The organism is Sphingomonas metalli, from assembly GCF_014641735.1.
GTDB classification, from domain to species: domain Bacteria; phylum Pseudomonadota; class Alphaproteobacteria; order Sphingomonadales; family Sphingomonadaceae; genus Sphingomonas; species Sphingomonas metalli.
This window is the reverse complement of the sequence record NZ_BMIH01000001.1, coordinates 96889-122643: the sequence shown is the minus strand read 5'-3', so window position 1 is coordinate 122643 and position 25755 is coordinate 96889. Positions and strand designations below refer to the sequence as shown.

The window sequence follows — 25755 nt, the reverse complement described above, 5'->3', positions numbered from 1 at the left end:
TGCTCCGGCAGAGACGATCCGATCAGTTCTTCGCCTTGTCCACCAGCTTGTTCGCGCCGATCCAGGGCATCATCGCGCGCAACTCGCTGCCGACCTGCTCGATCGGGTGGCGCTTGGCGGCGATCCGGCTGGCCTTCAGCTCGGGCTGGCCGGCCCGGTTGTCGAGCACGAAATCCTTGACGAAGCGGCCCGACTGGATGTCGGCGAGCACGCGCTTCATCTCCTTCTTGGTCTCTTCGGTGATGATGCGCGGGCCGGTCTTGATGTCACCATATTCGGCGGTGTTCGAGATCGAGTAGCGCATATTGGCGATGCCGCCCTCGTACATCAGGTCGACGATCAGCTTCAGCTCGTGGAGGCATTCGAAATAGGCCATTTCGGGGGCATAGCCGGCCTCGACCAGCGTCTCGAACCCGGCCTGGACCAGCGCGGTAGCGCCGCCGCACAGCACGGCCTGCTCGCCGAACAGGTCGGTCTCGCACTCTTCGCGGAAGTTGGTCTCGATGATGCCCGAGCGGCCGCCGCCGACCCCGCTCGCATAGGCGAGCGCCACGTCATGGGCATTGCCGCTGGCGTCCTGATGGATGGCGATCAGGCAGGGCACCCCGCCGCCGCGCACATATTCGCTGCGGACGGTGTGGCCCGGACCCTTGGGGGCGATCATGATGACGTCGATGTCCGCCGGCGGTTCGATCAGCCCGAAATGCACGTTGAGGCCGTGGGCGAAGGCGAGCGCGCTGCCCGGCCGCATATGGCCCTTGATGTCCGCCTCGTAGATGCCCGCCTGATGCTCGTCTGGCGCCAGGATCATCAGGATGTCGGCCCATTGCGCCGCGTCCTTGTTCGCCATCACCTTGAAGCCGGCGCCTTCGGCCTTGGCCGCGGAGGCGGAGCCGGGGCGCAGCGCGATCGCGATCTCGCCCACGCCCGAATCGCGCAGGTTCTGCGCATGGGCATGGCCCTGGCTGCCATAGCCGAGGATGGCGATCTTCTTGCCGGTGATCAGGTTCAGATCGGCGTCGCGATCGTAATAGACCTTCATGATGTTCCCTTTGCTTCTCTTCCTCTCCCTGCGGGAAAGGATACGAAAATTTGGCAGTGTGCTGCCGAGCCGGAGTTAGTGGTGGCAGGGGCCTCGACGGCCCTCGCCCCTTCCGCGCCGTCGGCGCTCCCTCCCTCTCCCGGCGGGAGAGGGAACAATCAGGCCGCCTCGCGACCGCGGGCGATAGCGACGATGCCGGTGCGCGCGACCTCGACCAGTCCGACCTCGCCCATCAGCTCGACGAACTTGTCGATCTTGCTGATCGTGCCGGTCACCTCGAAGACGAAGCTGGAGATTGTCGCATCGACCACGCGCGCGCGATAGACTTCGGCGAGGCGCAACGCCTCGATCCGCCGGTCGCCGCTGCCCGCCACCTTCACCAGCGCCAGCTCGCGCTCGACATGATCGCCCGCGACGGTGAGATCGACGACCTTGTGCACCGGCACCAGCCGGTCGAGCTGCGCGATGATCTGCTCCATCACCGGCGGCGAGGCGCTGGTGACGATGGTGATGCGGCTGACGGCCTTGTCCTGCGTGATCTCGGACACCGTCAGGCTCTGGATGTTGTAGCCGCGCGCCGTGAACAGGCCGGCGATCCGGGCGAGGATGCCCGGTTCGTTGTCGACGATCACCGCCAGCGTATGGCGTTCGACGGTTTCGGTCTTGATATGCATCCGGTCGCCATCCCGGCTCCGGCCGGGATCCCCCTATTATAAGATCAGCTACGGCCGAGCCTCCGCCCGGCCGTCGAGGCGTCCGCCGGTCGTCAGACCAGCGCCTTCGCCTCGTCGTCCATCTCGCCCGACACCTCGTTCGCCTGCAGGATCATGTCGGTATGCGCCGCGCCCGATGGGATCATCGGGAAGCAGTTGGTCAGCTTGGACACCATGCAGTCGACCAGCACCGGCCCGTCATGCGCCAGCATGTCGGCGATGCCGCCGTCCAGCTGATCGCGCGTCTCGATCCGGATGCCCTTCCAGCCATAGGCTTCGGCAAGCTTCACGAAGTCCGGCAGGGATTCGCTGTAACTCTCGGCATAGCGGGACGAATAGGTCAGCTCCTGCCACTGGCGCACCATCCCCATATATTCGTTGTTGAGGATGAATATCTTGACCGGCAGCCGGTATTGGGTCGCCGTGGCGAGCTCCTGGATGTTCATCTGGATCGAGGCCTCGCCGGCGATATCGATCACCAGCGCCCTGGGGTTGCCGAGCTGCGCACCGATCGCCGCGGGCAGGCCATAGCCCATGGTGCCCAGCCCGCCCGAGGTCAGCCACTTGTTGGGTGCATCGAAGCCGAAATGCTGGGCGGCCCACATCTGGTGCTGCCCGACCTCGGTCGTGATGATCGGCGCGCGATCCTTGGTCGCCTCGTAGAGCGCGCGGATCGCCCGCTGCGGCATGATCTCGCTGCCCGCCTCCGGAAAGTCGAGGCAGCGCACCGCGCGCCAACCGTCGATCCGCCGGTTCCATTCGGACAGGTCTGGCTTGGGATGCTGGCGGGCCTTCCAGACATGGATCATGTCCTCGAGTGCGCGGCCGGCATCGGCGATCACGGCCAGATCGACGCGGACGTTCTTGTTCACGCTCGACCGGTCGATGTCGATGTGCACCTTGCGGCTGCCGGGGCTGAACGCGTCCAGCCGACCGGTGACGCGATCGTCGAAGCGGCTGCCGATCGCCAACACCAGATCGGCCTGGTTCATCGCCATATTGGCCTCGTAGGTCCCGTGCATGCCGAGCATGCCGAGCCAGTGCGGGCCGGTCGCGGGATAGGCGCCGAGCCCCATCAGCGTCGAGGTGACCGGCGCGCCCGTCAGGCGCACCAGCTCGCGCAGCAGCTGCGACGCGGCCGGCCCGGCATTGATGATGCCGCCGCCCGTATAGAGGACCGGCCGCTCGGCCGCGGCCAGCATGTCGACCGCCGCCTCGATCGCCTGCCGGTCCGGCTTGACCTGCGGGCGATAGGTCTTGTGCTGGATCGGGCCGGGGCGCGTGTAGCGGGCCGTGGCGACCTGAACGTCCTTGGGGATGTCGATCACGACCGGACCCGGACGGCCGGAGGTCGCGATATGGAACGCCTCATGCACTACCGCGCCGAGATGCGCGGGGTCCTTGACCAGATAATTGTGCTTCGAACAGTGGCGGGTGATGCCGACCGTATCCGCTTCCTGGAAAGCATCGGTCCCGATCAGCGCGGTCGGCACCTGGCCGGTGATCACGACCATCGGGATCGAATCGAGCAGCGCATCGGTGATCCCGGTCACCGCATTGGTCGCGCCGGGCCCCGAGGTGACCAGCACGACGCCGGGCTTGCCGGTCGACCGCGCATAACCTTCGGCGGCGTGCGTCGCGGCCTGTTCGTGGCGCACCAGGATATGCCGGATCCGCTTCGACCGGAACATCGCGTCATAGATCGGCAACACCGCGCCGCCCGGATAGCCGAAAATGACCTCGACACCGAGATCGCACAGGGCCTCGACGAGGATGTCGGCTCCGCTTCGCTCGGTCATGGTGTCGCTCCGTTCGGGTATCGGGAAGAGTGGGAGGGGCGCTAGTCTCCGTTTTGCACTGCGTCAACCCGCCTCGTCACAATAATCGTTCGAAAGTCACCTCCGCGTTGGAATATTCTGTCTCGATGATCCATTCTTCCGGCGGTTGATTGCGGAACCACGTATACTGTCGCTTGGCGTATCGCCTTGTGTCTCCGGTCAGTTGCGCCAGTGCCGCATCGCGCGACAGCGTGCCTGCGATATGATCTTCGAGCGGCGCAACGCCGATCGCCCGGCGCACCGGCGCGTCTGCCGGCACGTCGGCACGCCCTGCGAGCCGCGCGACTTCGGCGAGCGCGGGATCGAACATCGCGTCGGCGCGAGCCTCGATGCGGCGGGCGAGCGCGTGCCGATCGGGCAGCAGCCGTATCGCGGCGAGCCGGATCGTGTCACCGATGCCGCCTTCCCGCCGCGTCTGCCACGCGCCGATCGGCTCCCCGGTCGAGCGGATCACCTCCAGCGCCCGGGCGACCCGCGTCGTATCTGCGGCGTGCAGCCTGGCTGCCGCGACCGGGTCCTCCTTCGCCAGCGCGCGATAGGCGTCCGCGACGGGCAGGGCGCGCACCTCGGCCCGGATCGCCGCGGCGATCGGCGGTACGGGCGCGATTCCGTCCAGCAGCGTCCGGATATAGAGGCCGGTGCCGCCGACGAGGACGGGCAGCGAACCGGCTTCCAACACTGCGTCGATCGCGGCCCGCGCCTCGGCCGCCCAGCGCGCGGCGGAATAGCCGGTGTCGGCGCCGTCGACATGGCCGAAGAGTCGGTGCGGTACCCGCGCCATGTCTTCGGCGGAGGGTCTGGCGGACAGGACGTGGAGATCCGCATAGACCTGGCTGGCATCCGCATTGATGACGATGCCGCCATGGCGCTCCGCGATCGCGATCGCGGCGGCGGACTTGCCGCTGGCGGTAGGCCCTGCGATGAGCGCGACGACCGGTTTGGGGGAATATTCGATGTTCACGGCGACGCTGATAGCAGGCGACGGGCTGGCTGCGGGAGATGTCTCGGCCGCGGCCGACCGGCTGGCGGCGGTGGCCTGCGGACCGGCTGCGCCGCGATGGGTGGAGCCCGGCATCGCCTGTGACATCGACTTCGCCGCCGATCCCGCGGCCGCGCGGGGCGCTCTGGAAGGGGCCTTTCGCGGGACGGATGTCGTGGTGCAGCCCCGTGACGGGCGCGAGAAGCGGCTGCTCGTCGCCGATATGGACTCGACGATGATCACGGTCGAATGCATCGACGAGCTGGCGGACTATGCGGGCCTCAAGCCGCAGATCGCGGAGATCACCGAACGTGCCATGCGCGGCGAACTCGACTTCGAGGGCGCGCTGGACGCACGGGTCGGCCTGCTCGCCGGATTGCCCGAAGAGGCGATCGACCGCTGCCTCGCCGAGCGGGTGCGCATCATGCCGGGCGCGAAGCGACTGGTGCGGACGATGCGCGCGCGGGGCGCCGGGACGGTGCTGGTGTCGGGCGGCTTCACGCGCTTCGCGGAGCCGGTCGCGCGCGAGATCGGGTTCGACCGCGCGATCGCCAACCGCCTGCTCGTGGCGGAAGGCACGCTCACCGGCCGGGTCGCGCGGCCGATCGTCGGCGCGGCCACCAAGCTGGAGACCCTGAGGGCCGTCGCCGACGCGCTCGGGCTTGCCCCGGCTCAAACCCTGGCGGTCGGCGACGGTGCCAACGATCTGCCGATGATCGAGGCGGCGGGGCTGGGCGTCGCCTATCACGCCAAGCCGGTGGTGGCGGCCGCCGCCGCGGCACGGATCGCGCATGGCGACCTGTCCGCGCTGCTCTATGCGCAAGGCATCGCCCGCGCCGACTGGGCCGCGGAGTAGACGCGCGCTTTGCGAGCATTAACCGCTTCTTAGCGCCGACCGTGTCACGCCCGTTCCGATTATTCGGGAAGGATGTGACCGGACGATGCGCGTTCTCGCACTGGCATCTCAAAAAGGCGGATCGGGCAAGACGACCTTGTCCGGCCATCTCGCCGTAGAGGCGCAGCGTCAGGGCCATGGCCCGGTCGTGCTGATCGATATCGATCCGCAGGGCTCGCTGGCCGATTGGTGGAACGAGCGCGAGGCGGAATATCCGGCCTTCGCCCAGACCACCGTGGCCCGCCTGTCCTCCGATCTCGATACGCTGCGTCAGCAGGGCTTCAAGCTGGCCGTCATCGACACGCCGCCCGCCATCACCATGGCGATCCAGAGCGTCATCCAGGTGGCCGAGCTGATCGTCGTGCCGACCCGTCCCAGCCCGCATGACCTGCGGGCGGTGGGCGCCACGGTCGACCTGTGCGAGCGGGCCGGCAAGCCGCTGATCTTCGTCGTCAACGCCGCGATGATGAAGGCCCGCATCACCAGCGAGGCGGCGGTCGCGCTGTCGCAGCACGGCACCGTCGCGCCGATCACCATCCAGCAGCGCAACGACTATGCCGCCTCGATGATCGATGGCCGCACCGTCATGGAGTGCGATCCCAAGAGCAAGTCGGCGGCCGAGATCGCCGCACTCTGGAGCTATATCGGCGACCGCCTCGAGAAGAATTTCCGCCGCACCGTCTTCGCCGCTCCCTTCGCCGCACCGGGCATCGGCGCGCGTCCGGGTGCGCCCGCCGCCACCTTCGGTCGCCGGCAGGTCGGCTGAGATGGGCATCATGGGAACCGCCAAGCCGCTCGCCTCGCTCAGCTCGGGCCTGCTCGCCCGCAAGGGGCAGGCGCGACCGGCGATGCGTCCGCAGAGCTTCGTCGACCTTTCGGGCGGCGGCCTCGCTTCGCCCTCCCAGCTCGAGGATCTCGGCTGGAACGACATGGGCTGGGGCGAAACGCCCGCCGTGCCGCCGGTCGTGGCGACGCGCGAGCGGCTGCGCGAGCGACTGGAACTGACGCCGGAGCCGCGATCGTCCGCCGAGCCAATTCGCGCCCCGGAGCCGGCCCCTGCGGCACCGGTATCCGCCATCTCCGCGGCGACCGCGGCGCGGATCGGGCGCGAGAGCGCGGCGCAGACGGCGCGCGGCAAGGCGGCCTTCACCCTGCGGCTCGATGCCGATCGCCACCTGAGGTTGCGGCTCGCCAGCGCGGTCGCCGGACAGTCCGCCCAGCTGCTGCTGACCGACGCGCTCGATGCCTTTCTCGCCACAATGCCGGCGGTCGAGCAACTGGCCGGCCAGCTTCCCAAGGCCAATCGGAGGAGCCGTCGATGACCGTTCGTTCGCTGTTCGCGCTGGGCACGTTGGTGCTTGCCGGCGGTACGTTGACCGCCGGCTGCGCGCTCAACCGGCCGGCCCGTGGCGTCGCCTCGGCGGGCGATGCGGCGGCGCCCAAGGCGGACTATGCCAGACAGGCGAGTCGCGCGCTCGACCGGCATGATCCGCGCGCGGTCCTGCTGGCCGAGGCGGCGGTCCAGGCCGCGCCGGACCGGGCCGACTATCGCTTCATCCTGGCACGCGCCTATCTCGCCGACGGGCGCTTCGCCTCGGCGCGTCAGGCCTTTGCCGATGTGCTGACCCTCGACCCGCTGAATGGCCGCGCCGCGCTCAACCTCGCGCTCGCACAGATCGCCTGCGGCGATCCGGAGAGCGCCCGCGCGACCCTCGCCAGCTTCCGCGAGCGAATCAGCGCGTCCGACCTCGGCCTCGCACTCGCATTGTCCGGCGAACCCGCCCAGGCCGTGACGCTGCTGACCGCCGCCGCGCGCGATCGCGGCGCCACGGCTCAGGTTCGCCAGAACCTGGCGCTGAGCCTCGCCTTATCCGGCCAGTGGCAGATGGCCCGGGTCGTCGCGGCGGTCGACGTCTCGCCGGCCGATCTCGACGCCCGCATGCTCGAATGGATCGCCTTCGCCCAGGCGAAGCGTCCGACCGAGCAGGTGGCGGCACTCCTCGGCGTGCAGCCCGCGGCGACCGATATGGGGCAGCCGACCGCGCTGGCCCTGAAGCAGGACGCTGCGACGCCGGCGTTGGCGCAGGTCCCGACCGAGGGGCCGGTGCTCGCCGAGCAGGCCGTGCCCGCGGCGATCCCCGCGATGCGCAAGGTGGTCTTCGGCCCGCGCGCCGAGGTCGTCCAGCCGCTTCCGGCGGTGTTGGCGGGTGCGTCGCAGGGCAGAAACGGGAAGGCGGATGCGCCGCGCCCGGCCCGGCCGGTGGCGGTGTCGGCCAGGACGCTGCCAGGTGGGGCGTGCGTTCCGGCCTTCGAGCGACTGGCGCGCTGAGGATCAATCGACGCGTTCAAAGCGCTTGACGACGCCCGCGCGGCTGGCCAGAGCCGGTGCGTCGATGCGACGCGCGGGAGAGAGCCCCTGAAGGGGCCGCCGAAGGAGCAACCACCCCGGAATCTCTCAGGCACCAGGGACCGCGCGAGGCTCTACGACACTCTGGAAAGCGCCGGCCTTTCAGGCGGCAGGCCACCGAAGGGGTAACCCCGGCAATGCCCGGGGGAAAGCTCTCAGGTTCCGTGACAGAGGGGGGCTCAGGACGATCGGCGGCATTCCGCCCGACGTTCCCCCTTGCCGGAGTGCCGCCGATGACCGACCTCGCGACCGAGACGCAGCTCAACGTGGAAGACGCGCCCGAGGGCGTCGACGAGCCGCAGATTTTGCCGCTCGATGGCTGGCACCGCGCGCGCGGCGGCCGCATGGTTCCGTTCGCGGGCTATCTGATGCCGGTCCAGTATGAGGGCATCATGGCCGAGCATCTCTGGACGCGCGAGTCGGCCGGGCTGTTCGACGTCAGCCATATGGGCCAGCTGGTCTTCACCGCCGAGGCCGGGGTCGATGCGGTCGCTCGGGCGCTGGAGGCGATGCTTCCCGGCGATATCGGCGGCCTCGGCGAGGGTCGGATGCGCTACTCGCTGCTCCTCAACGAAGAGGGAGGCATACTCGACGACCTGATGGTCACGCGCCGCGCGAACGCGACGGGCGAGGACGAGATCTACATGGTCGTCAACGGCGCCACCAAATATGATGACATCGGCTATCTCCTCGACGTGTTGCCCGAGGACGTGACGATGAACCTCCAGGACGAGCAGGCGCTGCTGGCGCTGCAGGGCCCCAAGGCGGTCGACGCGCTCGCGCGGCTGGTGCCGGGCGTCGAGGCGCTGGTGTTCATGACCGCGGGCAGCTTCTCCTGGAACGGCCATGCGCTGTGGATCAGCCGGTCGGGCTATACCGGCGAGGACGGGTTCGAGATCTCGGTGCCGGCCGAGGCGGCCGCCGCCCTCGCCGATGCGCTCTATGCCGAGCCGGAGGTGAAGCCGATCGGGCTCGGTGCCCGCGACTCGCTGCGCCTGGAGGCGGGGCTGCCTCTCTACGGCCACGATCTCGATCCCGAGACGACGCCGGTCATGGCCGATCTCGGCTTCGCTGTGTCGAAGCGTCGGCGCGACGCCGCCGACTTCGCCGGGGCCGGACGGATCCTGGCGGAGCGCGAGGCGGGCGCGGCGGTCCGCCGCGTCGGCCTGCTCGTCTCGGGCCGCCAGCCGGTGCGCGAGGGCGCCTCGGTCGTCGCCGAGGACGGCGCGGTGATCGGCCGCGTCACCAGCGGCGGCTTCGCGCCGACCCTGGGGGCGGCGATCGCGATGGCCTATGTGCCCGCCGATCTCGCCGCGCCGGGCACCGGCGTGCGGCTCGTCCAGCGCGGCAAGGTCCATGAGGCGACCGTTGCGGCCATGCCCTTCGTCCCCCATCGCTATGTGCGCGCCAGCGCCACCAAGGGAGCCTGACATGCGTTATTTCACCGAAGATCATGAATGGATCGAGGTCGACGGCCAGATCGGCACGGTCGGCATCACCGATTACGCGCAGGGACAGCTCGGCGATATCGTGTTCGTCGACGTACCGGCCGACGGCCGCTCGCTCGGCAAGGGCGACGAGGCCGCCGTCGTGGAATCGGTCAAGGCGGCGTCCGACGTCTATTCGCCCGTCTCCGGCACCGTGCTCGAGGGTAATACCGCGCTCGCCGACCAGCCCGATCTCGTGAATTCCGATGCCGAAGGGGAAGGCTGGTTCTTCCGCCTGACCCTGTCGGACGAAGCCGAGCTGGAAAGCCTGATGGACGAAGCCGCCTACGAAGCGTTCGTCGCCAAGCTCTGACGGCAACGAGTCCCTTCTCTCGGGAAGGGCTTTGGGGGTGGGGCGTGGCCGCAGGCGCCGCGCGCGGGGTGACGCCCCACCCGGCCCTCCCCTGATGGGGAGGGGGAAGAAGGGAAATCATGCGCTACCTGCCCCTCACGTCCGCCGACCGGTCCGAGATGCTCTCGGTGATCGGAGCGTCGTCGATCGATGATCTGTTCGCCGACGTGCCGGAGGCGGCGCGTCTGTCCGGCCCGGTCTCGGGCCTGCCGAGCCATGCCTCGGAACTCGCGGTCGAGCGGCACATGACGGCGCTCGCGCGGCAAAACGTCGTGGCGGGCGAGGTGCCCTTCTTCCTAGGCTGCGGCGCGTATCGCCACCATGTGCCCGCCTCGGTGGACCACCTGATCCAGCGCGGCGAGTTCCTGACGGCCTATACCCCCTATCAGCCGGAGATCGCGCAGGGCACGTTGCAGATGCTGTTCGAGTTCCAGACGCAGGTCGCCCGCCTGCTCGGGACCGATGTCGCCAATGCCAGCATGTATGACGGCTCGACCGCATGCTGGGAGGCGATCGGCATGGCGCGGCGCATCACCAAGCGCGGCAAGGCGATCCTCTCCTCCGGACTGCATCCCCATTATGTCTCGGTGGCCCGGACGATGGCCAAATATACCGGCGACGCGCTCGAAACGGCATTGCCCGATCTCTCGGCCGAGACCGATCTCGACCGGCTGATCGCCGCGATCGATGACGATACCAGCTGCGTCGTGGTGCAATATCCCGACATTCTCGGTCGCACTGCCGACCTGACGCCGCTGGCCGAAGCCGCCCAGGCGAAGAAGGCGTTGCTGATCGCCGTCGTCACCGAGCCGGTCGCGCTCGGCGCGATCCGCTCGCCGGGCGAGATGGGCGCCGACATCGTCGTCGGCGAAGGGCAGTCGATCGGCGTCGGACTGCAGTTCGGCGGCCCCTATGTCGGGCTGATGGGCTGCAAGGAGAAATATATCCGGCAGATGCCGGGGCGCTTCTGCGGCGAGACGGTGGATGCGAATGGCAAGCGCGGCTTCGTGCTGACGCTCTCGACGCGCGAGCAGCATATCCGGCGCGAGAAGGCGACCTCCAACATCTGCACCAATTCAGGGCTTTGCGCGCTGGCCTTCTCGATCCACATGACCTTGCTCGGCGAGAAGGGCCTGCGTGGCCTGGCGGGAATCAATCATGCCGCGGCCGTCGCCGCGGCGGACCGGCTGGCAGCGGTGCCGGGCGTCCGCCTGATCAACGAGAGCTTCTTCAACGAGTTCACGCTCGATCTGGGGCAGGAGGCGCGGCCGATCGTGCGAGCCCTGGCCGATCGCGGCATCCTGGCCGGCGTGTCGCTGGGGCGGCTCTATCCCGGTGCGGACGCGCTGGCCAACGGGCTCGTCGTCGCGGTGACCGAGACTGCTACGGAAGAGGATGTCGAGAGGCTCGCCTCGGCGCTGGAGGAGATACTGGCATGAGCATCAACCAGAGCGGCTGGCGTCCCGAGATGACCGCCGGCGACAGCCGCGCGCCGGCCCCGGGTTTCACCGGCAACAAGGCGCTGATGCTGGAGGAGCCGCTGATCTTCGAGATCGGCGACGGGGAGACGACGGGCGTCGACCTGCCGGCCGTCGCCCGTACCGGAGCGAGCCGCTTCGGCGGTCTTGCCCGCACGGCGCCGATCGGTCTTGCCGGCCTGTCGGAGCCGGAGACGGTGCGTCACTATACCCGGCTGTCGCGGCAGAATTATGCGATCGATCTCGGCCTCTTCCCGCTCGGCTCGTGCACGATGAAGCACAATCCGCGCCTCAACGAGAAGATGGCGCGGCTGCCCGGTTTCGCCGACGTCCATCCGCTGCAGCCGGTCGACACGGTGCAGGGCGCGCTCGGCGTGATCAACGAGCTCGCTTTCTGGCTGATCGAGCTGACCGGCATGCACGGCGTCGCGATGAGCCCCAAGGCGGGCGCCCATGGCGAGCTGTGCGGCATTCTGTGCATCAAGGCGGCACTGGAGAAGCGCGGCGAAGGCCATCGCAAGGTGATCCTCGTTCCCGAATCCGCGCATGGCACCAACCCCGCCACCGCGGCCTTTGCCGGCTTCACCGTCGAGGACATTCCCGCCACTCCGGACGGCCGCGTCGACCTGGCGGCGCTCGAGGCGCGGCTGGGGCCGGACATCGCCGCGGTGATGATCACCAACCCCAATACCTGCGGCCTATTCGAGCGCGATCTCAAGGCGATCTCGGACGCGGTGCACGCGGCGGGCGGCTACGTCTATTGCGATGGCGCCAATTTCAACGCCATCGTCGGTCGCGTCCGCCCCGGGGACCTCGGCGTCGACGCGATGCACATCAACCTGCACAAGACCTTCTCGACCCCGCATGGCGGCGGCGGACCGGGCTCGGGGCCGGTGGTGCTGTCGGAGGCCCTGTCGCCCTTCGCGCCGCTGCCCTATACCGCGCGCACCCGCGACGGCCATGTCCACCTGATCGAGGAGGAGCGCGCCGAGGAATTCTCTGCCGAGCATTTCGACGGGCGGCTCGACAGCTTCGGGCGGATGACCGCCTTTCACGGCCAGATGGGCATGTTCACCCGTGCGCTGACCTATATCCTCAGCCATGGCGCCGACGGGCTGCGGCAGGTCGCGGAGGATGCGGTGCTCAACGCCAATTACGTGCTCCGTTCGCTCGAGGATGTGCTCGACGCGCCGTTCGCGGGGGCGGGGCCCTGCATGCACGAGGCGTTGTTCTCCGACGCGAACCTGGCGCAGGGCTTCTCCACCCTCGATATCGCGAAGGGGCTGATCGACGAGGGTTTCCACCCGATGACCGTCTACTTCCCGCTCGTCGTCCACGGCGCGATGCTGGTCGAGCCGACCGAGACCGAGTCGAAGGCGGCGCTCGACCAGTTCATCGGGGCGCTGCGTTCGGTGGCGGAGCGGGCGAAGGCGGGGGATGCCGCGCTCAAGTCGGCCCCGCATTTCGCCCCGCGCGCCCGGCTGGACGAGACCTTGGCCGCGCGAAAGCCGGTACTGGTGTGGAAGGACCCTGCGCCGCAGCGGGAAGCGGCCGAGTAGGAACCCGGCCGTGGGCGCCACCCCTGCCGGAGGGGTGGCGCCCCGCCGGCGTCACCCGTCCGCGGGGTAGGGGCCCTTGCCGCCGCCGGCGATGAATTCATCCACGCGGCCGTCGAGGACCGGCAGCGGGACCGAGCCCAGCGACAGCACCGTGTCGTGGAAGGCGCGAATGTCGAACCGGTTGCCCAGCGCCTTCTCCGCCTTCGCACGATCACGCTGGATCGCGAGCTGCCCCAGATAGTAGCTCAATGCCTGGCCGGGCCAGCCGATATAGCGGTCCACTTCGGTCCCGATCTCGCGCTCGGACAGGGCGGTGTTGTCGCGCAGGAAGGCCAGCGCCTGATCGCGGGTCCAGCCCTTGGCATGGATGCCCGTGTCCACGACCAGCCTTGCCGCCCGCCACATCTGATAGCTTAGCATGCCGAACCGCTCGTACGGCGTTTCGTAGAAGCCCATCTCGTCGCCGAGACGCTCGCAATAGAGCGCCCAGCCTTCGCCGAATGCGGAGATGTAGCTGTAGCGGCGGAAGGGCGGCAGGCCGCTATTCTCGTTTGCGAGCGACATCTGCCAGGCATGGCCCGGGGCGCTTTCGTGCAGCGTCAGCGCCGGGAGCTGGAAGAGCGGGCGCGACGGCAGGTCGTAGGTATTGACCAGATAGCCTCCCGGGCCACCGCGGCCGGCGGTGTAGAAGGGGGCGATGTCCGCGGGCACCGGCCGGATCGCGAATCGCGCCCGCGGGTTCCGTCCGAACCAGCGGCTCGCCATCGCGTCGAACCGCTTGGCCTCCCACGCGGCCTCCTTGAGCAATTGATCGGGCGTCTTGGCGTAGAATTGCGGATCGGTGCGAAGGAAGGTCAGGAATGCCTTCAGATCGCCTTGGAATTTCACCTCAGCTTTGATCGTTTCCATTTCTGCGCGGATCTTCGCGACCTCGCTCAGCCCCAGGGCGTGGATCGCGTCGGGGCTCATGTCCAGCGTCGTGAACTGGCGGATGCGGCTGCGGTAATAGGCGGCACCGTCCGGGTAGCTCGTCGCATCGAGCTTCGTGCGAAGGCCGGGAAAGTAGCTCGTGCGAAGATAGGCGAGCAGCTTGCGATGCGCCGGAATGACCTGGGTCTCGATCACCCGCTTCGCCTCGGCCCGGAGCGCGTCGCGGTCCGCGACGGTCGCCGGCATCTTGGCGAAGGGCTCGTAATAGACGGTCGCCTCGGCCGTCTTCGCCTCGGCGATCGCGACGACCGGTGCCTCGCGACCCTTCATCACCACCGCCGGCGGGGTGAAGCCGCGCTTCAGGCCGCTGCGCAGATTATCGGTCTGCTGATCCAGGTAGCGGGGAATGTCGCCGAGCAGTTTGAGGTAGTTGCGATAGTCAGCCGACCCCCGCGCGAACTGCCCCCGCGCGACATATTGCAGATCGCCCCAGAAGGCGCTGTCGCCGTTGAGCGGCTTCTCCCATTCGCGGAAGCGCGCATCGTCGAGAAATCCCCAGATCTGATTGCGATAGACGAGATAGTTCACGCGCTCCGCAGCGGACAAGGCGGCGGGATCGACCGCGTCGAGCCGCGTCATCACCTGCTGCCAATAGGCCGCGCGGCGGGTCTGCGCGGCTGCCGAGACATCCGGCAGCCGGTCGCTCGCGGCATCGCGGTCGTCGTCGGCCAAGCCCTCCTTCTGCCGCCAGGCATATTCCTCCTGCCAGATCGTCACGAAGCGCGCGTCGGCAGCGTTGGCCGGTTGTGGCGCGGCGCTCGCGGGCGGGGATTGCGCAGCGGCGGCGTGAGCGGGAAAAAGCGCGAAGACTGAGGCGGTCAGCAGCATCGATCGGATCATGACCGCAGCCTGCGCGAAGCCGGGCGTGCGTTCAAGCACCGGCTGGACCCGTGGCCGCCGCCGAGACATGATGCGCGCCATGCAACAGCGGCCCGACACCCTCGTCACCTACGCCATCACCGCGGTGGTCCTCGCGATCGTGCTGGCGATACGATGGCGGCGGACCGGTCGAGCCTTGCCCCTGCGGATCGAGCGGCTCTGGATCCTTCCCGCCATCCTCGGCGTGGCCGTGATCGCCAGCTTCGCCAGCGCACCGCCCCACGGCATCGCCTGGCTCTTCTGTGCAAGCGCCATGCTGCTCGGCGCGGCCCTGGGCTGGCAGCGCGGCCGGATGATGCGGATCGACGTGGATCCGGTCACGCACCGGCTCAGCCAGACCTCGTCGCCGGCCGCGCTGGTCCTGATCCTGGCGATCGTCGTCCTGCGGCAGGCGGCGCGAGCGGAAGGCGCGGCGGTCCTTCACCTCGACCCGATCGCGCTCTCCGACATGCTGCTCGCACTCGCCTTCGGCCTGATCGCGGCACAGCGGCTGGAGATGTTCCTGCGCGCCCGGCGATTGCTGCGCGAGGCTATTCCTCGCTGAGCGCCCGCCGCGTCTCCTCGCGTCGACGCACATGCTCGCGCCAGACGATGTAGAGGCCCGAGGCGACGATGATCGGCGCGCCGAGCCACGTCGCTCGGCCGGGAAGGCTGCCGAACAGCAACCAGCCATAGATGGTCGCCCAGAGCAGGGCGGTATAGTCGAACGGCACCACGAGCGACACGGCACCACGGCGCAGCGAGGCAGTCATCGCCAGCTGCGCGCACCCGCCGGCGACGCCCACTACCGCGAGCGCCGCCCAGGCTCCGGCGGCATGGGGCTGCGCCTGGAAGGCGTAGACGATGCCGAGGGGTAGCAGCGACAGCACGGAGAACCACCAGACCGTGGTCTGCGCCCGCTCCGTCCGACCGATCTGGCGCAGCAGGATGAAGACCACGGCGGTCAGCACGGCCGCCGCCAGGCCGCAGGCGGCACCCGCCAGCGGCATCGCATGGCCGCCGGGCTCCAGCACGATCAGCACGCCGACAAAGCCGACGGCAACCGCGCTCCACCGTCGCCAGCCGGTCGGCTCGCCAAGGATCAGGGCGCCGAGGATCGTCGCGAAGATCGGCGTCGAGAAGCCGATCGTCGTCGCCTCCGCCAGCGGCAGGAGGAGCAGGGCCGCGAAGGTGAAGGCCATCGAGATGACGCCGACCGTGGCGCGCGACACGTGCGCGCCCAGCCGCTGCGTGCGGATCGTCGCCAGCCCCGGCCCTGCCGCGATCACGCCGGTGACCAGGATCGCGGCACCGAACTGCCGGAAGAACAGGATCTCGCCGAGTCGCGCACCCTTTGCCTCCGCCAGCTTGATCGCGGCGTTCATCGTGGCGAACAGCCCGACCGACAACAGGCGCAGGCCGATCGCCGGTAGCAGACGGTCGGAGGACATGGCGCGCGGTTAACCGATCGAAGCGCAGGCTGCCATCCGGACGAGGCGATCGGCGCACCAAGCGTCGTGACGCCTGCGTTCCGCCGCGCTACAGCGCGCGCCCATGAAGCATGCTCTCCCCGTCACCCGCGAGGCGGATTTCGCCGCCTGGTATCAGTCCGTCATCGCCGAAGCCGATCTTGCCGAGGAATCGGGCGTTCGCGGCTGCATGGTCATCCGCCCCTGGGGCTATGGCATCTGGGAGCGGATGCAGCGCCTGCTCAACGACCGGATCAAGGCGACCGGCCATGAGAATTGCTACTTCCCGCTCTTCATCCCGCTTTCCTATTTCGAGAAGGAAGCGGAACATGTCGAAGGGTTCGCCAAGGAGATGGCGGTCGTCACCCATCACCGGCTGATCGGGGACGGGAAGGGCGGTCTGACTCCCGACCCCGCCGCGAGGCTGGAGGAGCCGCTGGTCGTCCGGCCGACGTCGGAAACGGTGATCGGCACCGCCTTCTCGCGCTGGATCCAGTCGTGGCGCGACCTGCCGGTGCTGATCAATCAATGGGCCAACGTGGTGCGCTGGGAGATGCGCACGCGCATGTTCCTGCGCACCGCCGAATTCCTGTGGCAGGAAGGGCATACCGCCCATGCCTCCGCCGAAGAGGCGCTCGAGGAGACGCTGCGGATGCTCGAGGTCTATCGCGAGTTCGCCGAGACCTGCCTCGCGCTCCACACGATCGCCGGCGAGAAGCCCGAGAACGAGCGCTTCCCGGGCGCGGTCGAGACCTGGTCGATCGAGGCGATGATGCAGGACGGGAAGGCGCTTCAGGCGGGCACCAGCCACTTCCTTGGCACCAACTTCGCGTCGGCGCAGAACATCCGTTTTCAGAATGCCAGCGGCGAGCTGGAACTGGCGAACACGACCAGCTGGGGTGTCTCCACCCGGATGATCGGCGCCGTCATCATGACCCATGGCGACGATGACGGGTTGCGCGTCCCGCCCGCGATCGCGCCCTGGCAGGTCGTGATCGTCCCGATGCTGCGCGACCAGCCCGAAGATCAGGCGATCGTCGACTATTGCCGCGACCTGCAGAAGCAGCTCGCCGCGCAGTCGGCGCTTGGCGAGCCGGTGCGCGCCTTGCTCGACCTCAAGCCCGCCAAGGCGGCGACCAAGCGCTGGGGCTGGGTGAAGAAGGGGGCGCCGATCGTCATCGAGGTGGGTGGCCGCGACGTGGCCGGCGGCAACGTCTCGGTCATCCAGCGTACCGACCTGTATCAGGACGGCGGCAAGCTGAAGTCGGCGGTGATGCCGCGCGGCGAACTCGTCGAGACGGTCGGTGCCCTGCTCCGGACGATCCAGGACGATCTGCTCGCCCGGTCGACGGAGGCCTTGCGCGCGGGGATCACGCCGGTCGACGACTGGAGCGCGGTCGAGAGCCATTTCGCCGAGAGCCGCCGAAACCCCGGCTGGGTCGACGTCCGCTGGTCGAAGCCGACCGGCGCCGCGCTCGATCAGGTCGTCGAGCGCCTCAAGGCGCTCAAGCTCACCATCCGCAATGCGCCGCAGGGGCAGGGCGCGATCGAGGGTGATTGCATCTTCACCGGCGCGCCTGCCGTCGAGCGCGTGCTGATCGGCCGCGCCTATTGAGGTCTCTGTCGCCGCCCCGCACGTGATGCGGGGCGGCGGCGCGCTGCGCTCGCAATCCTCCCCTCCCTGTCCCATATGGGGCAGGTGACCGACATGCTGTTCTGCCGATCCCGTGCCTGCTGCGTCCGCGCGGCAGGCGTCGTCCTCGATCCTGTACCCGGCGTGGCGTCCTGATGGCCCGGCGTCCGTCGGCCGGCCTGCCCAGTCGGGAGCAGGTGCTCGATTTCATCCAGAACAGCGACGCGCCCGCCGGCAAGCGGGAGATCGCGCGCGCCTTCGGGCTGACCGCGCAGCAGAAGATCGGGCTCAAGGCTTTGCTCAAGGACATGGCCGACGAGGGGCTGATCGACAGCGCCCCCGGTCGCGCCTTCCACAAGATGGGCGGGCTGCCGAAGGTCACCGTGATCCGGGTGGTCGACGTCGATGACGGCGGCAATGTCTGGGCCGAGCCCGAGCGGTGGGAGGCCGATGGCGTGCCGGTTCCGCGCATCCGGGTGCGGGAGCGCAAGCGGGGCGCGCTCGCCATCGGCCAGCGCCTGCTCGCGCGGACCGAGGAGACGGGCCATGGCTGGACCGCCCATCCGATGAAGCTGCTCGCGCGCGCGTCCGAGCAGTTGCTCGGCGTGTTGCGCGGCGAAGGCGACCGGCTCTGGCTGACCGGGATCGAGAAGAAGGAGCGGCGCGAATATCCGGTGTCCGACGCCGGCGACGCCCAGGCCGGCGATCTCGTTCTGTGCGAGGTTGCGGGGCGGCCGCCGCGGGTCACGGTCCGGGTAGTGCAGCGGCTGGGCGATCCCTTCGCGCCGCGCAGCTTCTCGCTGATCGCCATCCACAAGCACGGCATTCCGGACGTGTTCCGGACCGAGGCTCTCGACGAGGCGAGGCAGGTCGCGGCCCAGGCGCTCGGGCCGGGGCGCGAGGATCTTACTCATCTGCCGATCGTCGCGATCGATCCGGTCGACGCGCGCGACCATGACGATGCGGTCTGGGCGACGCCGGACGACGATCCCGGCAATGCGGGCGGGTGGAAGGCGATCGTCGCGATCGCCGACGTCTCCTTCTACGTCCGTCCCGGCTCGGCGCTGGATCGCGAGGCGCGCAACCGCGGCAATTCGGTCTATTTCCCTGATCGCGTCGTGCCGATGCTGCCCGAGATCCTTTCCGCCGACGTGTGTTCGCTGAAGGAAGGCGAGGATCGGGCGGCGCTTGCCTGCCACCTCCAGATCGCCAAGACCGGCGCCCTCAAGGCGTGGCGCTTCACCCGCGCGACCGTGCGGATCGCCGCCAACATCGCCTATGAGGATGCGCAGGCGCTGATCGACGGGCAGCCGACCTCGGCGGCCCTTGCGCAGGAGGCTGCCGCGGACCTGCTGGAGCCGCTTCGCGATCTGTGGAATTGCTGGCGGGCGCTGGCAAAGGCGCGCGACAAGCGCGAGCCGCTCGATCTCGATCTGCCGGAGCGGCGGGTGGTGCTCGACGAGAAGGGGCGCATCCTGTCGGTCGCGCCGCGCGAGCGGCTGGACGCCCATCGGCTGATCGAGGACTATATGATCGCCGCCAACGTCGCGGCGGCGAAGGCGCTGGAGGCGAAGAAGGCGCCGGTCATGTACCGCGTGCACGAGCCGCCCAGCCGCGAGAAGCTGGTCGCCCTCAAGGACTATCTCGCCACCTTCGACATCGCCTTTGCGCTCGGGCAGGTGGTGAAGCCCGCCACCTTCAACCACATCCTCGATTGCGTCGGGGATAGGGACGCCCGGCCGCAGATCATGGAGCAGGTGCTGCGCACTCAGACCCAGGCCTATTACGCGCCGCTCAACCACGGCCATTTCGGCCTGTCGCTCGGCAGCTATGCGCACTTCACATCGCCGATCCGCCGCTATGCCGACCTGGTCGTGCATCGGGCGCTGGTCGGCGCCTACGACCTCGGTCCGGGCGGGTCGCTGCCCGAAGCCGACGAGATGACGCGGATGGGCGAGGCGATCAGCCAGCTGGAACGGCGCGCGATGGAGGCGGAGCGGGACACGATCGACCGCTATGTCGCCGCCTATCTGGCCGAGCATATCGGCGAGGAGGTCGAGGCGCGCATCACCGGCGTCCAGAATTACGGCTTCTTCGCCACGGTCGAGGGCGTGGGCGGCGATGGCCTGATGCCGGTCCGCGACCTGGGCGGCGAATATTTCCGCTATGATGAGGCGGGGCGGACCCTGACGGGCGAGGACAGCGGCGACGTCTATGCGCTGGGCCAGCGGCTGAGGCTCAGGCTGGCCGAAGCCAACCCGGTGTCGGGCGCGCTGCGGTTCGAGCTTCCCGGCGGCCGCCAGGCCGAGCCGCCGCGGCAAGCCCGCGTGATCAAGCGGCGCGGGCGCCCGGCGAACATCCGGCACCAGGGTAAACGTCGCTAGGGCCGCCGACCCGGCCCGGCAAGCGCCGGCTCAGGCCGCTTCGCTGAACTGCAGGCTGGCGAGCCGCGCGTAGAGCCCGCTGCGCGCGACGAGCGTGGCATGGCTGCCCTGCTCGACGATCCGGCCGTGATCCATCACGATGATGCGGTCGGCGGCGCGGACGGTCGCAAGCCGATGCGCGATCACCAGGGTGGTGCGATCGGCCATGAGCCGCTCCAGCGCTTCCTGCACCAGCCGCTCGCTTTCCGCGTCCAGCGCGCTGGTCGCCTCGTCGAGAAGCAGGATCGGGGCGTCGCGAAGCAGGGCGCGGGCGATCGCGATGCGCTGCCGCTGCCCGCCCGACAGGCGCGCGCCGCCTTCGCCGAGATAGGTGTCGAGCCCCTCGGGCAAGGCGCGCAGGAAGGTCGCGGCATTGGCGGCCTCCGCCGCCTGCCACAGGGCCTCGTCCGGCGCGTCCCACCGGCCGTAGCGCAGATTGTCGCGGGCCGAGGCGGCGAAGATCACGGTTTCCTGCGGCACCATGGCAATCCGCGCCCGTACCGCCGCCGGATCGGCCTCGACAAGCGGCACGCCGTCGACGAGCACGCGACCGCGCTCGGGATCGTAGAAGCGCTCGGCGAGCTGGAACAGCGTCGACTTGCCGGCGCCGGACGGCCCGACCACCGCCACCGTCTCGCCCGGCGCGACGTCGAGCGAGAAGGTGTCGAGCGCCGCGACCTCCGGCCTGGTCGGATAGCGAAAACGAACGTCCTCGAAGCGGATGCTGCCGCGTGGTGGCACCGGAAGCGCGACCGGCCGCGCCGGCGCCGCGATCTCGGGCCGTTCGTCGATCAGTTCGGCGAGGCGGCTTGCCGCGCCGGCGCCGCGAAGCAGTTCGCCATAGACCTCGGTCAGCGCACCGAACGCGCCGGCGACGATGCCGCCGGTCAGGACGAAGGCGGCGATCGAGCCTCCGGACAGGCGTCCGGCCGCCACGTCGATCGCACCCTCCCACAGGACGAGGGTGATCGATCCGAAGACCAGGCCGATGACGATCGCGGTCATCACCGCGCGCAGGCCGTTCCGCTTCTTCGCCGCCACGAACGTGTCCTCGACCGCCTCGGCGAAGCGCTCGCCTTCGCGGGCCTCCTGGCCGAAGGCCTGGACGATGCGCATCGCGCCCAGCGTTTCCGTGGTCAGCGTGCCGACCATCGCAACCTTGTCCTGCGACGTGCGCGAATAGCCGCGGATCCGGCGGCCGAGCAGCGCGATCGGCAGGATGATCGCCGGGATGCCCAGCATCAGCATGCCGGCGAGCTTGGGGGATATCGCGAACAGATAGATCATGCCACCGACGCCGGTGAAGGCGTTGCGCAGCGCGACGGAAGCGGTGCTGCCGACGACCATCTCGATCATCGCCGTGTCGGACGTCAGGCGCGAGGCGATCTCCGAGGGCCTGTTCTCCTCGAAGAAGCGGGGCGACAGGCGCAGCAGATTGCCCTGCGTCTCGCGCCGTATATCCGCCACCACCCGCTCGCCCAGCCAGGAGACATTGTAGAAGCGGATCGCGGTGGCGATCGCCAGCACGAGGACGATCATCAGCAGATAGTGGAACGAGGCGGCGAAGGACTCGCTGGTGCCGGCGCCGAAGCCGCGGTCGACTACGCGCTTGAACCCATAGGGAATCGCGATCGTCGCCAGCGAAGTCGTGACCAGCGCCGCCCCCGCGATGGCGATCCGCCCGGGATAGCGTGCGGCATGCCGCCACACCATGCTGAGTTCGCCCAGTCGACGGCGCTCTGGGCGCTCTGCGGGCGGCACGTCGGTCTTCGCCATGGCCGTCCGCCTAGCAGGGGCCGTCGACGCGCTCAATCGGCTGCGCCGCTCAATGTGAACGGAAGATATGCCCGGCGCGTTCTAACGATTGCAGCATTACCATTACCACTGCGCAACCAATCCGGGATAAGGAGAGCGCATGCTCTACAACGCCTATGAAATGCAGCGATCCATGCTGGCCGGCGCCAGCGCCATGGCGAATTTCGGTGCCGAATGGCTGCAAAATCCCGCCAATCCCTTTGCCTATCTCGGTGGCGGCGCGATCGTCGGTTCGGCGCTGGAGGTATTCGCCCACGCCGCCGCGCCCCGCGGCAAGCCCGCGTTCGCCCTCGACCATACGGTGATCGACGGGCGAGAAGTTCGCGTCACCGAGGAGATCGTGCTCCGCAAGCCGTTCGGCCAGCTGAAGCGCTTCCGCCGAGACGGTGTGGAAGGTGGTCCGAAACTGCTGATCGTCGCACCGATGTCGGGCCATTACGCCACGCTGCTGCGCGGCACGGTGGAGCGGATGCTGCCGGTCGCGGACGTGCACATCACCGACTGGCGCGACGCCAAGCTGGTGCCCCTGGCGGACGGGCGCTTCGACCTCGACGATTATGTCGACTATCTCGTCGAGTTCCTGGAAGCGATGGGTCGCGACGGATCGGGCCGCGCGCATATGCTCGCGGTATGCCAGCCCTCGGTGCCGGCCTATGCCGCCGCGGCGCTGATGAGCGCGCAGGAGCATCCGCTGCGTCCGCTCACCCTGACCATGATGGGTGGCCCGGTCGACACGCGCGAGGCGCCGACGGCGGTCAACACCCTGGCGACGCGGCGACCGCATGCGTGGTTCGAGCAGAACGTCATCGTCACCGTGCCGATGACGTATCCGGGGGCGGGACGGCAGGTCTATCCGGGCTTCCTGCAGCTCGCCGGCTTCATGTCGATGAACCTCGGCAATCACATGATCTCGCACTGGGGGATGTTCAAACATCTCGTCCAGGGCGACGGCGAGGGCGCGGCGGCGACCAAGGCCTTTTACGACGAATATCGCGCCGTGTGCGACATGACCGCCGAATTCTACCTCCAGACGATCGATGTCGTGTTCCAGACGCATGCGCTGCCGAAAGGCGAATATATCCATCGCGGGCAGCGGATCGATCCGGGCGCGATCAAGGATGTCGGATTGCTGGCGATCGAGGGCGAGCGCGACGACATCTCCGGCCTTGGCCAGACCAAGGCGGCACTGACGCTGGCGACCGGCTTGCCGGATGCGAAGAAGCGCTATCTGATGGCCGAAGGCGTCGGCCATTACGGGATCTTCAACGGTTCGCGCTGGCGCAACCGGATCGCTCCGGTCGTGGAGGAGTGGATGGCCGCGAACGCGGCCTGACCCCCAGGACGCAATCAGGGCGCCAGCTCCTTCCTTGGCGCCGGCGCCCTCGTGACGAACCGGTGGCTGCCTCAGCCGATCGCGCCGACCTTGGCGTGGCTGGACGATTCGTCGGCGGTGATCGTGCCGCCGAACAGCATCTTCACCCGGCCCGACAGCGAGATGTCGGTCTCCCACAGCTCGGCCGACTCGACGTCGAAGCGCAGCAGGGTGAGGTTGGGATCCTCCTTGCCGCCCGGAAACCAGGCCTCGACCTGCTTGTTCCACAGCTTGTCGATCTGGCCGCGATCATTGTCGCGGCTGACGCGGCCGGCCAGGCAGGCGAAGAAGTCGTGGCCCTTGCCGACGAACTGCACCATCGCCGGGCCACCGCCCGCGGCGCGATTGTCGCGGCCGGCGAAGACGAAGATGGTGTTGGGCTGATCGTCGTCCAACTGCGCCGTCATCGGCTCGGAATGCTGGCCATCCATCAGGCCGAGCATGATGAAGGGGCTCTCCTTCACCTTGGCGAGGAACTTGGCGGCGATCTCCTGCGGATTGTCGTGGTCGGCCATGATGGTCTCTCCTGAAACGTCGGCAGGAGAACGAGGCGCGCCGAGGTTGGTTGCGGCAAGTCAAGCCGGCGGCGAAGCGCCTCCGCTTCGCCGCCGGCCCAATCATGTCTTTCGGTGAGGCGCTTACAGGACTTCGAACAGGCCCGCCGCGCCCATGCCGCCGCCGACGCACATCGTCACGACGACATATTTCGCGCCGCGGCGCTTGCCTTCGATCAGCGCATGGCCGGTCATCCGCGCGCCCGACATGCCATAGGGGTGACCGATCGAGATCGCGCCGCCGTTGACGTTGAGAAGTTCGTCGGGAATGCCCAGCGTGTCGCGGCAATAGAGGACCTGGACGGCGAAGGCCTCGTTCAGCTCCCAGAGGCCGATATCGTCCATCTTCAGCCCGTTCTTCTCGAGCAGCTTCGGAATGGCATAGACCGGGCCGATGCCCATCTCGTCCGGCTCGGTGCCGGCGACCGTCATGCCGACATAGCGGCCGAGCGGGGTCAGGCCGCGGCGCGAGGCCTCCGTCTCGCTCATCAGCACGCTGGCCGACGCGCCGTCCGACAGCTGCGAGGCGTTGCCGGCCGTGATCGTATAGTCGGGGCCGAGCACCGGCTTGAGCGACGAGAGGCCCTCGATCGTGGTGTCGGCGCGGTTGCCCTCGTCCTTCGACAGCGTAACCTCGCGATGGCTGACCTCCTTGGTCTCCTTGTCGACGATCGCCATCGTCGCGGTGACCGGTACGATTTCGTCATCGAACCGTCCGGCAGCCTGCGCGGCGGCGGTGCGCTGCTGCGACTGGAGCGCATAGGCGTCCATCGCTTCGCGGCTGATGCCGTAGCGCTTGGCCACCACCTCGGCGGTCTGGAGCATCGGCATGTAGATGTCCTTGTGGAGCGCGACGAGCTCCGGATCGGGTGCGATGTTCATCTTGGGCGTCTGGACGAGGCTGATCGAGTCCACGCCGCCGCCGATCGCGATATCCATGCCGTCGACCACGATCTCCTTCGCCGCGGTCGCGATCGCCATCAGGCCGCTCGCGCACTGACGGTCGAGCGACATGCCCGGCACGGTCACCGGCAGGCCGGAACGGAGCAGCGCGGTCCGCGCAATGTTGCCGGCCTGATGGCCCTGTTGCAGCGCCGCGCCCCACACCACGTCCTCGACCTCGCCCCCGTCCAGCTTGGCACGCTCCACCGCCGCACGGATGGCGTGGCTCGACAGGCTCGGCGAGGGGAGGTTGTTGAACGCGCCGCGATAGGCGCGGCCGATCGGGGTGCGGGCGGTGGAAACGATGACGGCGGAACGCATGGCGGTCGGGTCCTTTCGACGGAGGAGAGGGCTGCAGAATCAGGATTGGACGAAGAGCTGGCCGATCCATTCGGCGACGAGCGCGGGCTTGTCCGATCCCTCGATCTCGACGGTGAATTCCACGGTCTGGGTGATGACACCGGGCCTTCTCTCGACGAGCGACAGGAGGGTGAAGCGGCCGCGCACGCGCGTACCGGACCGCACCGGCGCCACGAAGCGCAGCGTATCGCAGCCATAGTTGACGGCCATCCGCACGCCCTCGGGACGGGGCATGTCCGATCGGTCGAGCAGCATCGGCATCAGCGACAGGGTCAGGAACCCGTGCGCGACGGTGCCGCCAAAGGGCGTGGCCGCGGCACGGACCGGATCGACATGGATGAACTGGCGGTCGCCGGTCGCGGCGGCGAAGGCATCGATCATCGCCTGATCGATCAGCACCCATTCCGAAAGGAAGGGCTGGCCGATGATGGACGACAATCGGTCGACGGCGATGGTCGCCACGTCACTCCCCTATCCGCGGTCCGGCGCCATCCGCCATTTGGCCTCGGCGCATATTTGGCGCTAAGCGCTGCACATCCTCTAGGCCCCGGCGGCCCCGCGCCGCAAGCCTTGCCGCACCGAAAGTTCG

Annotated in this window: 22 protein-coding genes and 1 riboswitch; of the genes, 12 read left to right on the top strand and 10 right to left on the bottom strand. The window is 68.8% G+C overall.

All coding sequences use genetic code 11. The features are described from left to right. Positions 1–22: 22 nt before the first annotated feature. The 4 genes from ilvC to miaA form a co-directional block, all read right to left on the bottom strand. Complete coding sequence (ilvC, locus tag IEX18_RS00725) at positions 23–1045, bottom strand: ketol-acid reductoisomerase (RefSeq protein ID WP_505988940.1); 1023 nt, start codon at positions 1043–1045, stop codon at positions 23–25. 155 nt (positions 1046–1200) lie between these two features. Beyond that, positions 1201–1716 carry an acetolactate synthase small subunit gene (gene ilvN, locus IEX18_RS00720; RefSeq protein ID WP_188656709.1) on the bottom strand — a complete coding sequence of 172 codons (516 nt, stop codon included), beginning with the start codon at positions 1714–1716 and terminating at the stop codon, positions 1201–1203. 92 nt (positions 1717–1808) lie between these two features. Beyond that, entirely contained in the window at positions 1809–3554 is a 1746-nt protein-coding gene (locus IEX18_RS00715) for an acetolactate synthase 3 large subunit (RefSeq protein WP_188656708.1), read from the bottom strand. A 76-nt stretch (positions 3555–3630) separates the two neighbouring features. Then, complete coding sequence (miaA, locus tag IEX18_RS00710) at positions 3631–4554, bottom strand: tRNA (adenosine(37)-N6)-dimethylallyltransferase MiaA (protein ID WP_188656707.1); 924 nt, start codon at positions 4552–4554, stop codon at positions 3631–3633. Here miaA and serB point away from each other — a divergent pair. The 8 genes from serB (at position 4547) to gcvPB (ending at position 12750) form a co-directional block, all read left to right on the top strand. After that, a complete protein-coding gene (gene serB / locus IEX18_RS00705; RefSeq protein ID WP_188656706.1) occupies positions 4547–5428 on the top strand; it encodes a phosphoserine phosphatase SerB in 882 nt (293 codons plus the stop codon). The genes miaA and serB overlap by 8 nt on opposite strands. An 85-nt stretch (positions 5429–5513) precedes the next feature. Further along, positions 5514–6233 carry an AAA family ATPase gene (locus tag IEX18_RS00700; protein ID WP_188656705.1) on the top strand — a complete coding sequence of 240 codons (720 nt, stop codon included), beginning with the start codon at positions 5514–5516 and terminating at the stop codon, positions 6231–6233. A gap of 10 nt (positions 6234–6243) precedes the next feature. Then, positions 6244–6789, top strand: coding sequence for a hypothetical protein (locus IEX18_RS00695; RefSeq protein WP_188657762.1), 546 nt, complete (start codon positions 6244–6246; stop codon positions 6787–6789). Further along, positions 6786–7796 (top strand): tetratricopeptide repeat protein, encoded by a 1011-nt coding sequence (locus tag IEX18_RS00690; protein WP_188656704.1) that lies wholly within the window; start codon positions 6786–6788, stop codon positions 7794–7796. The genes IEX18_RS00695 and IEX18_RS00690 overlap by 4 nt, the downstream gene beginning before the upstream one ends. Positions 7797–7860: 64 nt before the next feature. Then, positions 7861–7949: riboswitch (glycine riboswitch) on the top strand. A gap of 158 nt (positions 7950–8107) precedes the next feature. Continuing rightward, positions 8108–9304, top strand: coding sequence for a glycine cleavage system aminomethyltransferase GcvT (gene gcvT / locus IEX18_RS00685; protein WP_188656703.1), 1197 nt, complete (start codon positions 8108–8110; stop codon positions 9302–9304). Between the two features lies 1 nt (position 9305). Continuing rightward, complete coding sequence (gene gcvH / locus IEX18_RS00680) at positions 9306–9674, top strand: glycine cleavage system protein GcvH (RefSeq protein WP_188656702.1); 369 nt, start codon at positions 9306–9308, stop codon at positions 9672–9674. Positions 9675–9793: 119 nt separating this feature from the next. Then, on the top strand, positions 9794–11152 hold the full coding sequence (gene gcvPA / locus IEX18_RS00675; protein ID WP_188656701.1) for an aminomethyl-transferring glycine dehydrogenase subunit GcvPA: 1359 nt from the start codon (positions 9794–9796) through the stop codon (positions 11150–11152). Further along, positions 11149–12750, top strand: a complete 1602-nt coding sequence (gene gcvPB / locus IEX18_RS00670; protein WP_188656700.1) for an aminomethyl-transferring glycine dehydrogenase subunit GcvPB — start codon at positions 11149–11151, stop codon at positions 12748–12750. The genes gcvPA and gcvPB overlap by 4 nt, the downstream gene beginning before the upstream one ends. A gap of 51 nt (positions 12751–12801) precedes the next feature. On the opposite strand, the gene IEX18_RS00665 is transcribed toward gcvPB, so the two are convergent. Continuing rightward, complete coding sequence (locus IEX18_RS00665; RefSeq protein WP_188656699.1) at positions 12802–14580, bottom strand: DUF885 domain-containing protein; 1779 nt, start codon at positions 14578–14580, stop codon at positions 12802–12804. Between IEX18_RS00665 and IEX18_RS00660 the strand changes: the two genes are divergently transcribed. Continuing rightward, positions 14579–15163, top strand: a complete 585-nt coding sequence (locus IEX18_RS00660) for a CcdC protein domain-containing protein (RefSeq protein WP_229664285.1) — start codon at positions 14579–14581, stop codon at positions 15161–15163. The two genes, IEX18_RS00665 and IEX18_RS00660, sit on opposite strands and share 2 nt — an antisense overlap. Here IEX18_RS00660 and IEX18_RS00655 read toward each other — a convergent pair. Next, positions 15150–16049 (bottom strand): DMT family transporter, encoded by a 900-nt coding sequence (locus IEX18_RS00655; protein WP_188656698.1) that lies wholly within the window; start codon positions 16047–16049, stop codon positions 15150–15152. The genes IEX18_RS00660 and IEX18_RS00655 overlap by 14 nt on opposite strands. A 103-nt stretch (positions 16050–16152) precedes the next feature. On the opposite strand from IEX18_RS00655, the gene IEX18_RS00650 reads away from it, so the two are divergent. Both IEX18_RS00650 and rnr read left to right on the top strand, forming a co-directional pair. Further along, positions 16153–17682 carry an aminoacyl--tRNA ligase-related protein gene (locus IEX18_RS00650; protein WP_188656697.1) on the top strand — a complete coding sequence of 510 codons (1530 nt, stop codon included), beginning with the start codon at positions 16153–16155 and terminating at the stop codon, positions 17680–17682. A gap of 173 nt (positions 17683–17855) precedes the next feature. Then, the gene (gene rnr / locus IEX18_RS00645; RefSeq protein WP_188656696.1) at positions 17856–20084 is read left to right on the top strand and encodes a ribonuclease R; all 2229 of its coding nucleotides are present in this window, start codon (positions 17856–17858) and stop codon (positions 20082–20084) included. 30 nt (positions 20085–20114) lie between these two features. Here the strand turns inward: rnr and IEX18_RS00640 are convergent, their stop codons facing one another. After that, positions 20115–21899 carry an ABC transporter transmembrane domain-containing protein gene (locus IEX18_RS00640; RefSeq protein ID WP_188656695.1) on the bottom strand — a complete coding sequence of 595 codons (1785 nt, stop codon included), beginning with the start codon at positions 21897–21899 and terminating at the stop codon, positions 20115–20117. Between the two features lie 139 nt (positions 21900–22038). Here IEX18_RS00640 and IEX18_RS00635 point away from each other — a divergent pair, with 139 nt between their 5' ends. Beyond that, positions 22039–23271 carry a polyhydroxyalkanoate depolymerase gene (locus IEX18_RS00635; RefSeq protein ID WP_188656694.1) on the top strand — a complete coding sequence of 411 codons (1233 nt, stop codon included), beginning with the start codon at positions 22039–22041 and terminating at the stop codon, positions 23269–23271. Between the two features lie 71 nt (positions 23272–23342). Here the strand turns inward: IEX18_RS00635 and IEX18_RS00630 are convergent, their stop codons facing one another. The 3 genes from IEX18_RS00630 to IEX18_RS00620 all read right to left on the bottom strand — a co-directional run bounded on the left by IEX18_RS00630 (position 23343) and on the right by IEX18_RS00620 (position 25628). Further along, on the bottom strand, positions 23343–23825 hold the full coding sequence (locus IEX18_RS00630) for a pyridoxamine 5'-phosphate oxidase family protein (protein ID WP_188656693.1): 483 nt from the start codon (positions 23823–23825) through the stop codon (positions 23343–23345). A 123-nt stretch (positions 23826–23948) separates the two neighbouring features. Continuing rightward, on the bottom strand, positions 23949–25127 hold the full coding sequence (locus tag IEX18_RS00625) for an acetyl-CoA C-acyltransferase (protein ID WP_188656692.1): 1179 nt from the start codon (positions 25125–25127) through the stop codon (positions 23949–23951). A 39-nt stretch (positions 25128–25166) separates the two neighbouring features. Then, the gene (locus IEX18_RS00620; protein WP_188656691.1) at positions 25167–25628 is read right to left on the bottom strand and encodes a MaoC family dehydratase; all 462 of its coding nucleotides are present in this window, start codon (positions 25626–25628) and stop codon (positions 25167–25169) included. Positions 25629–25755: the final 127 nt, after the last annotated feature.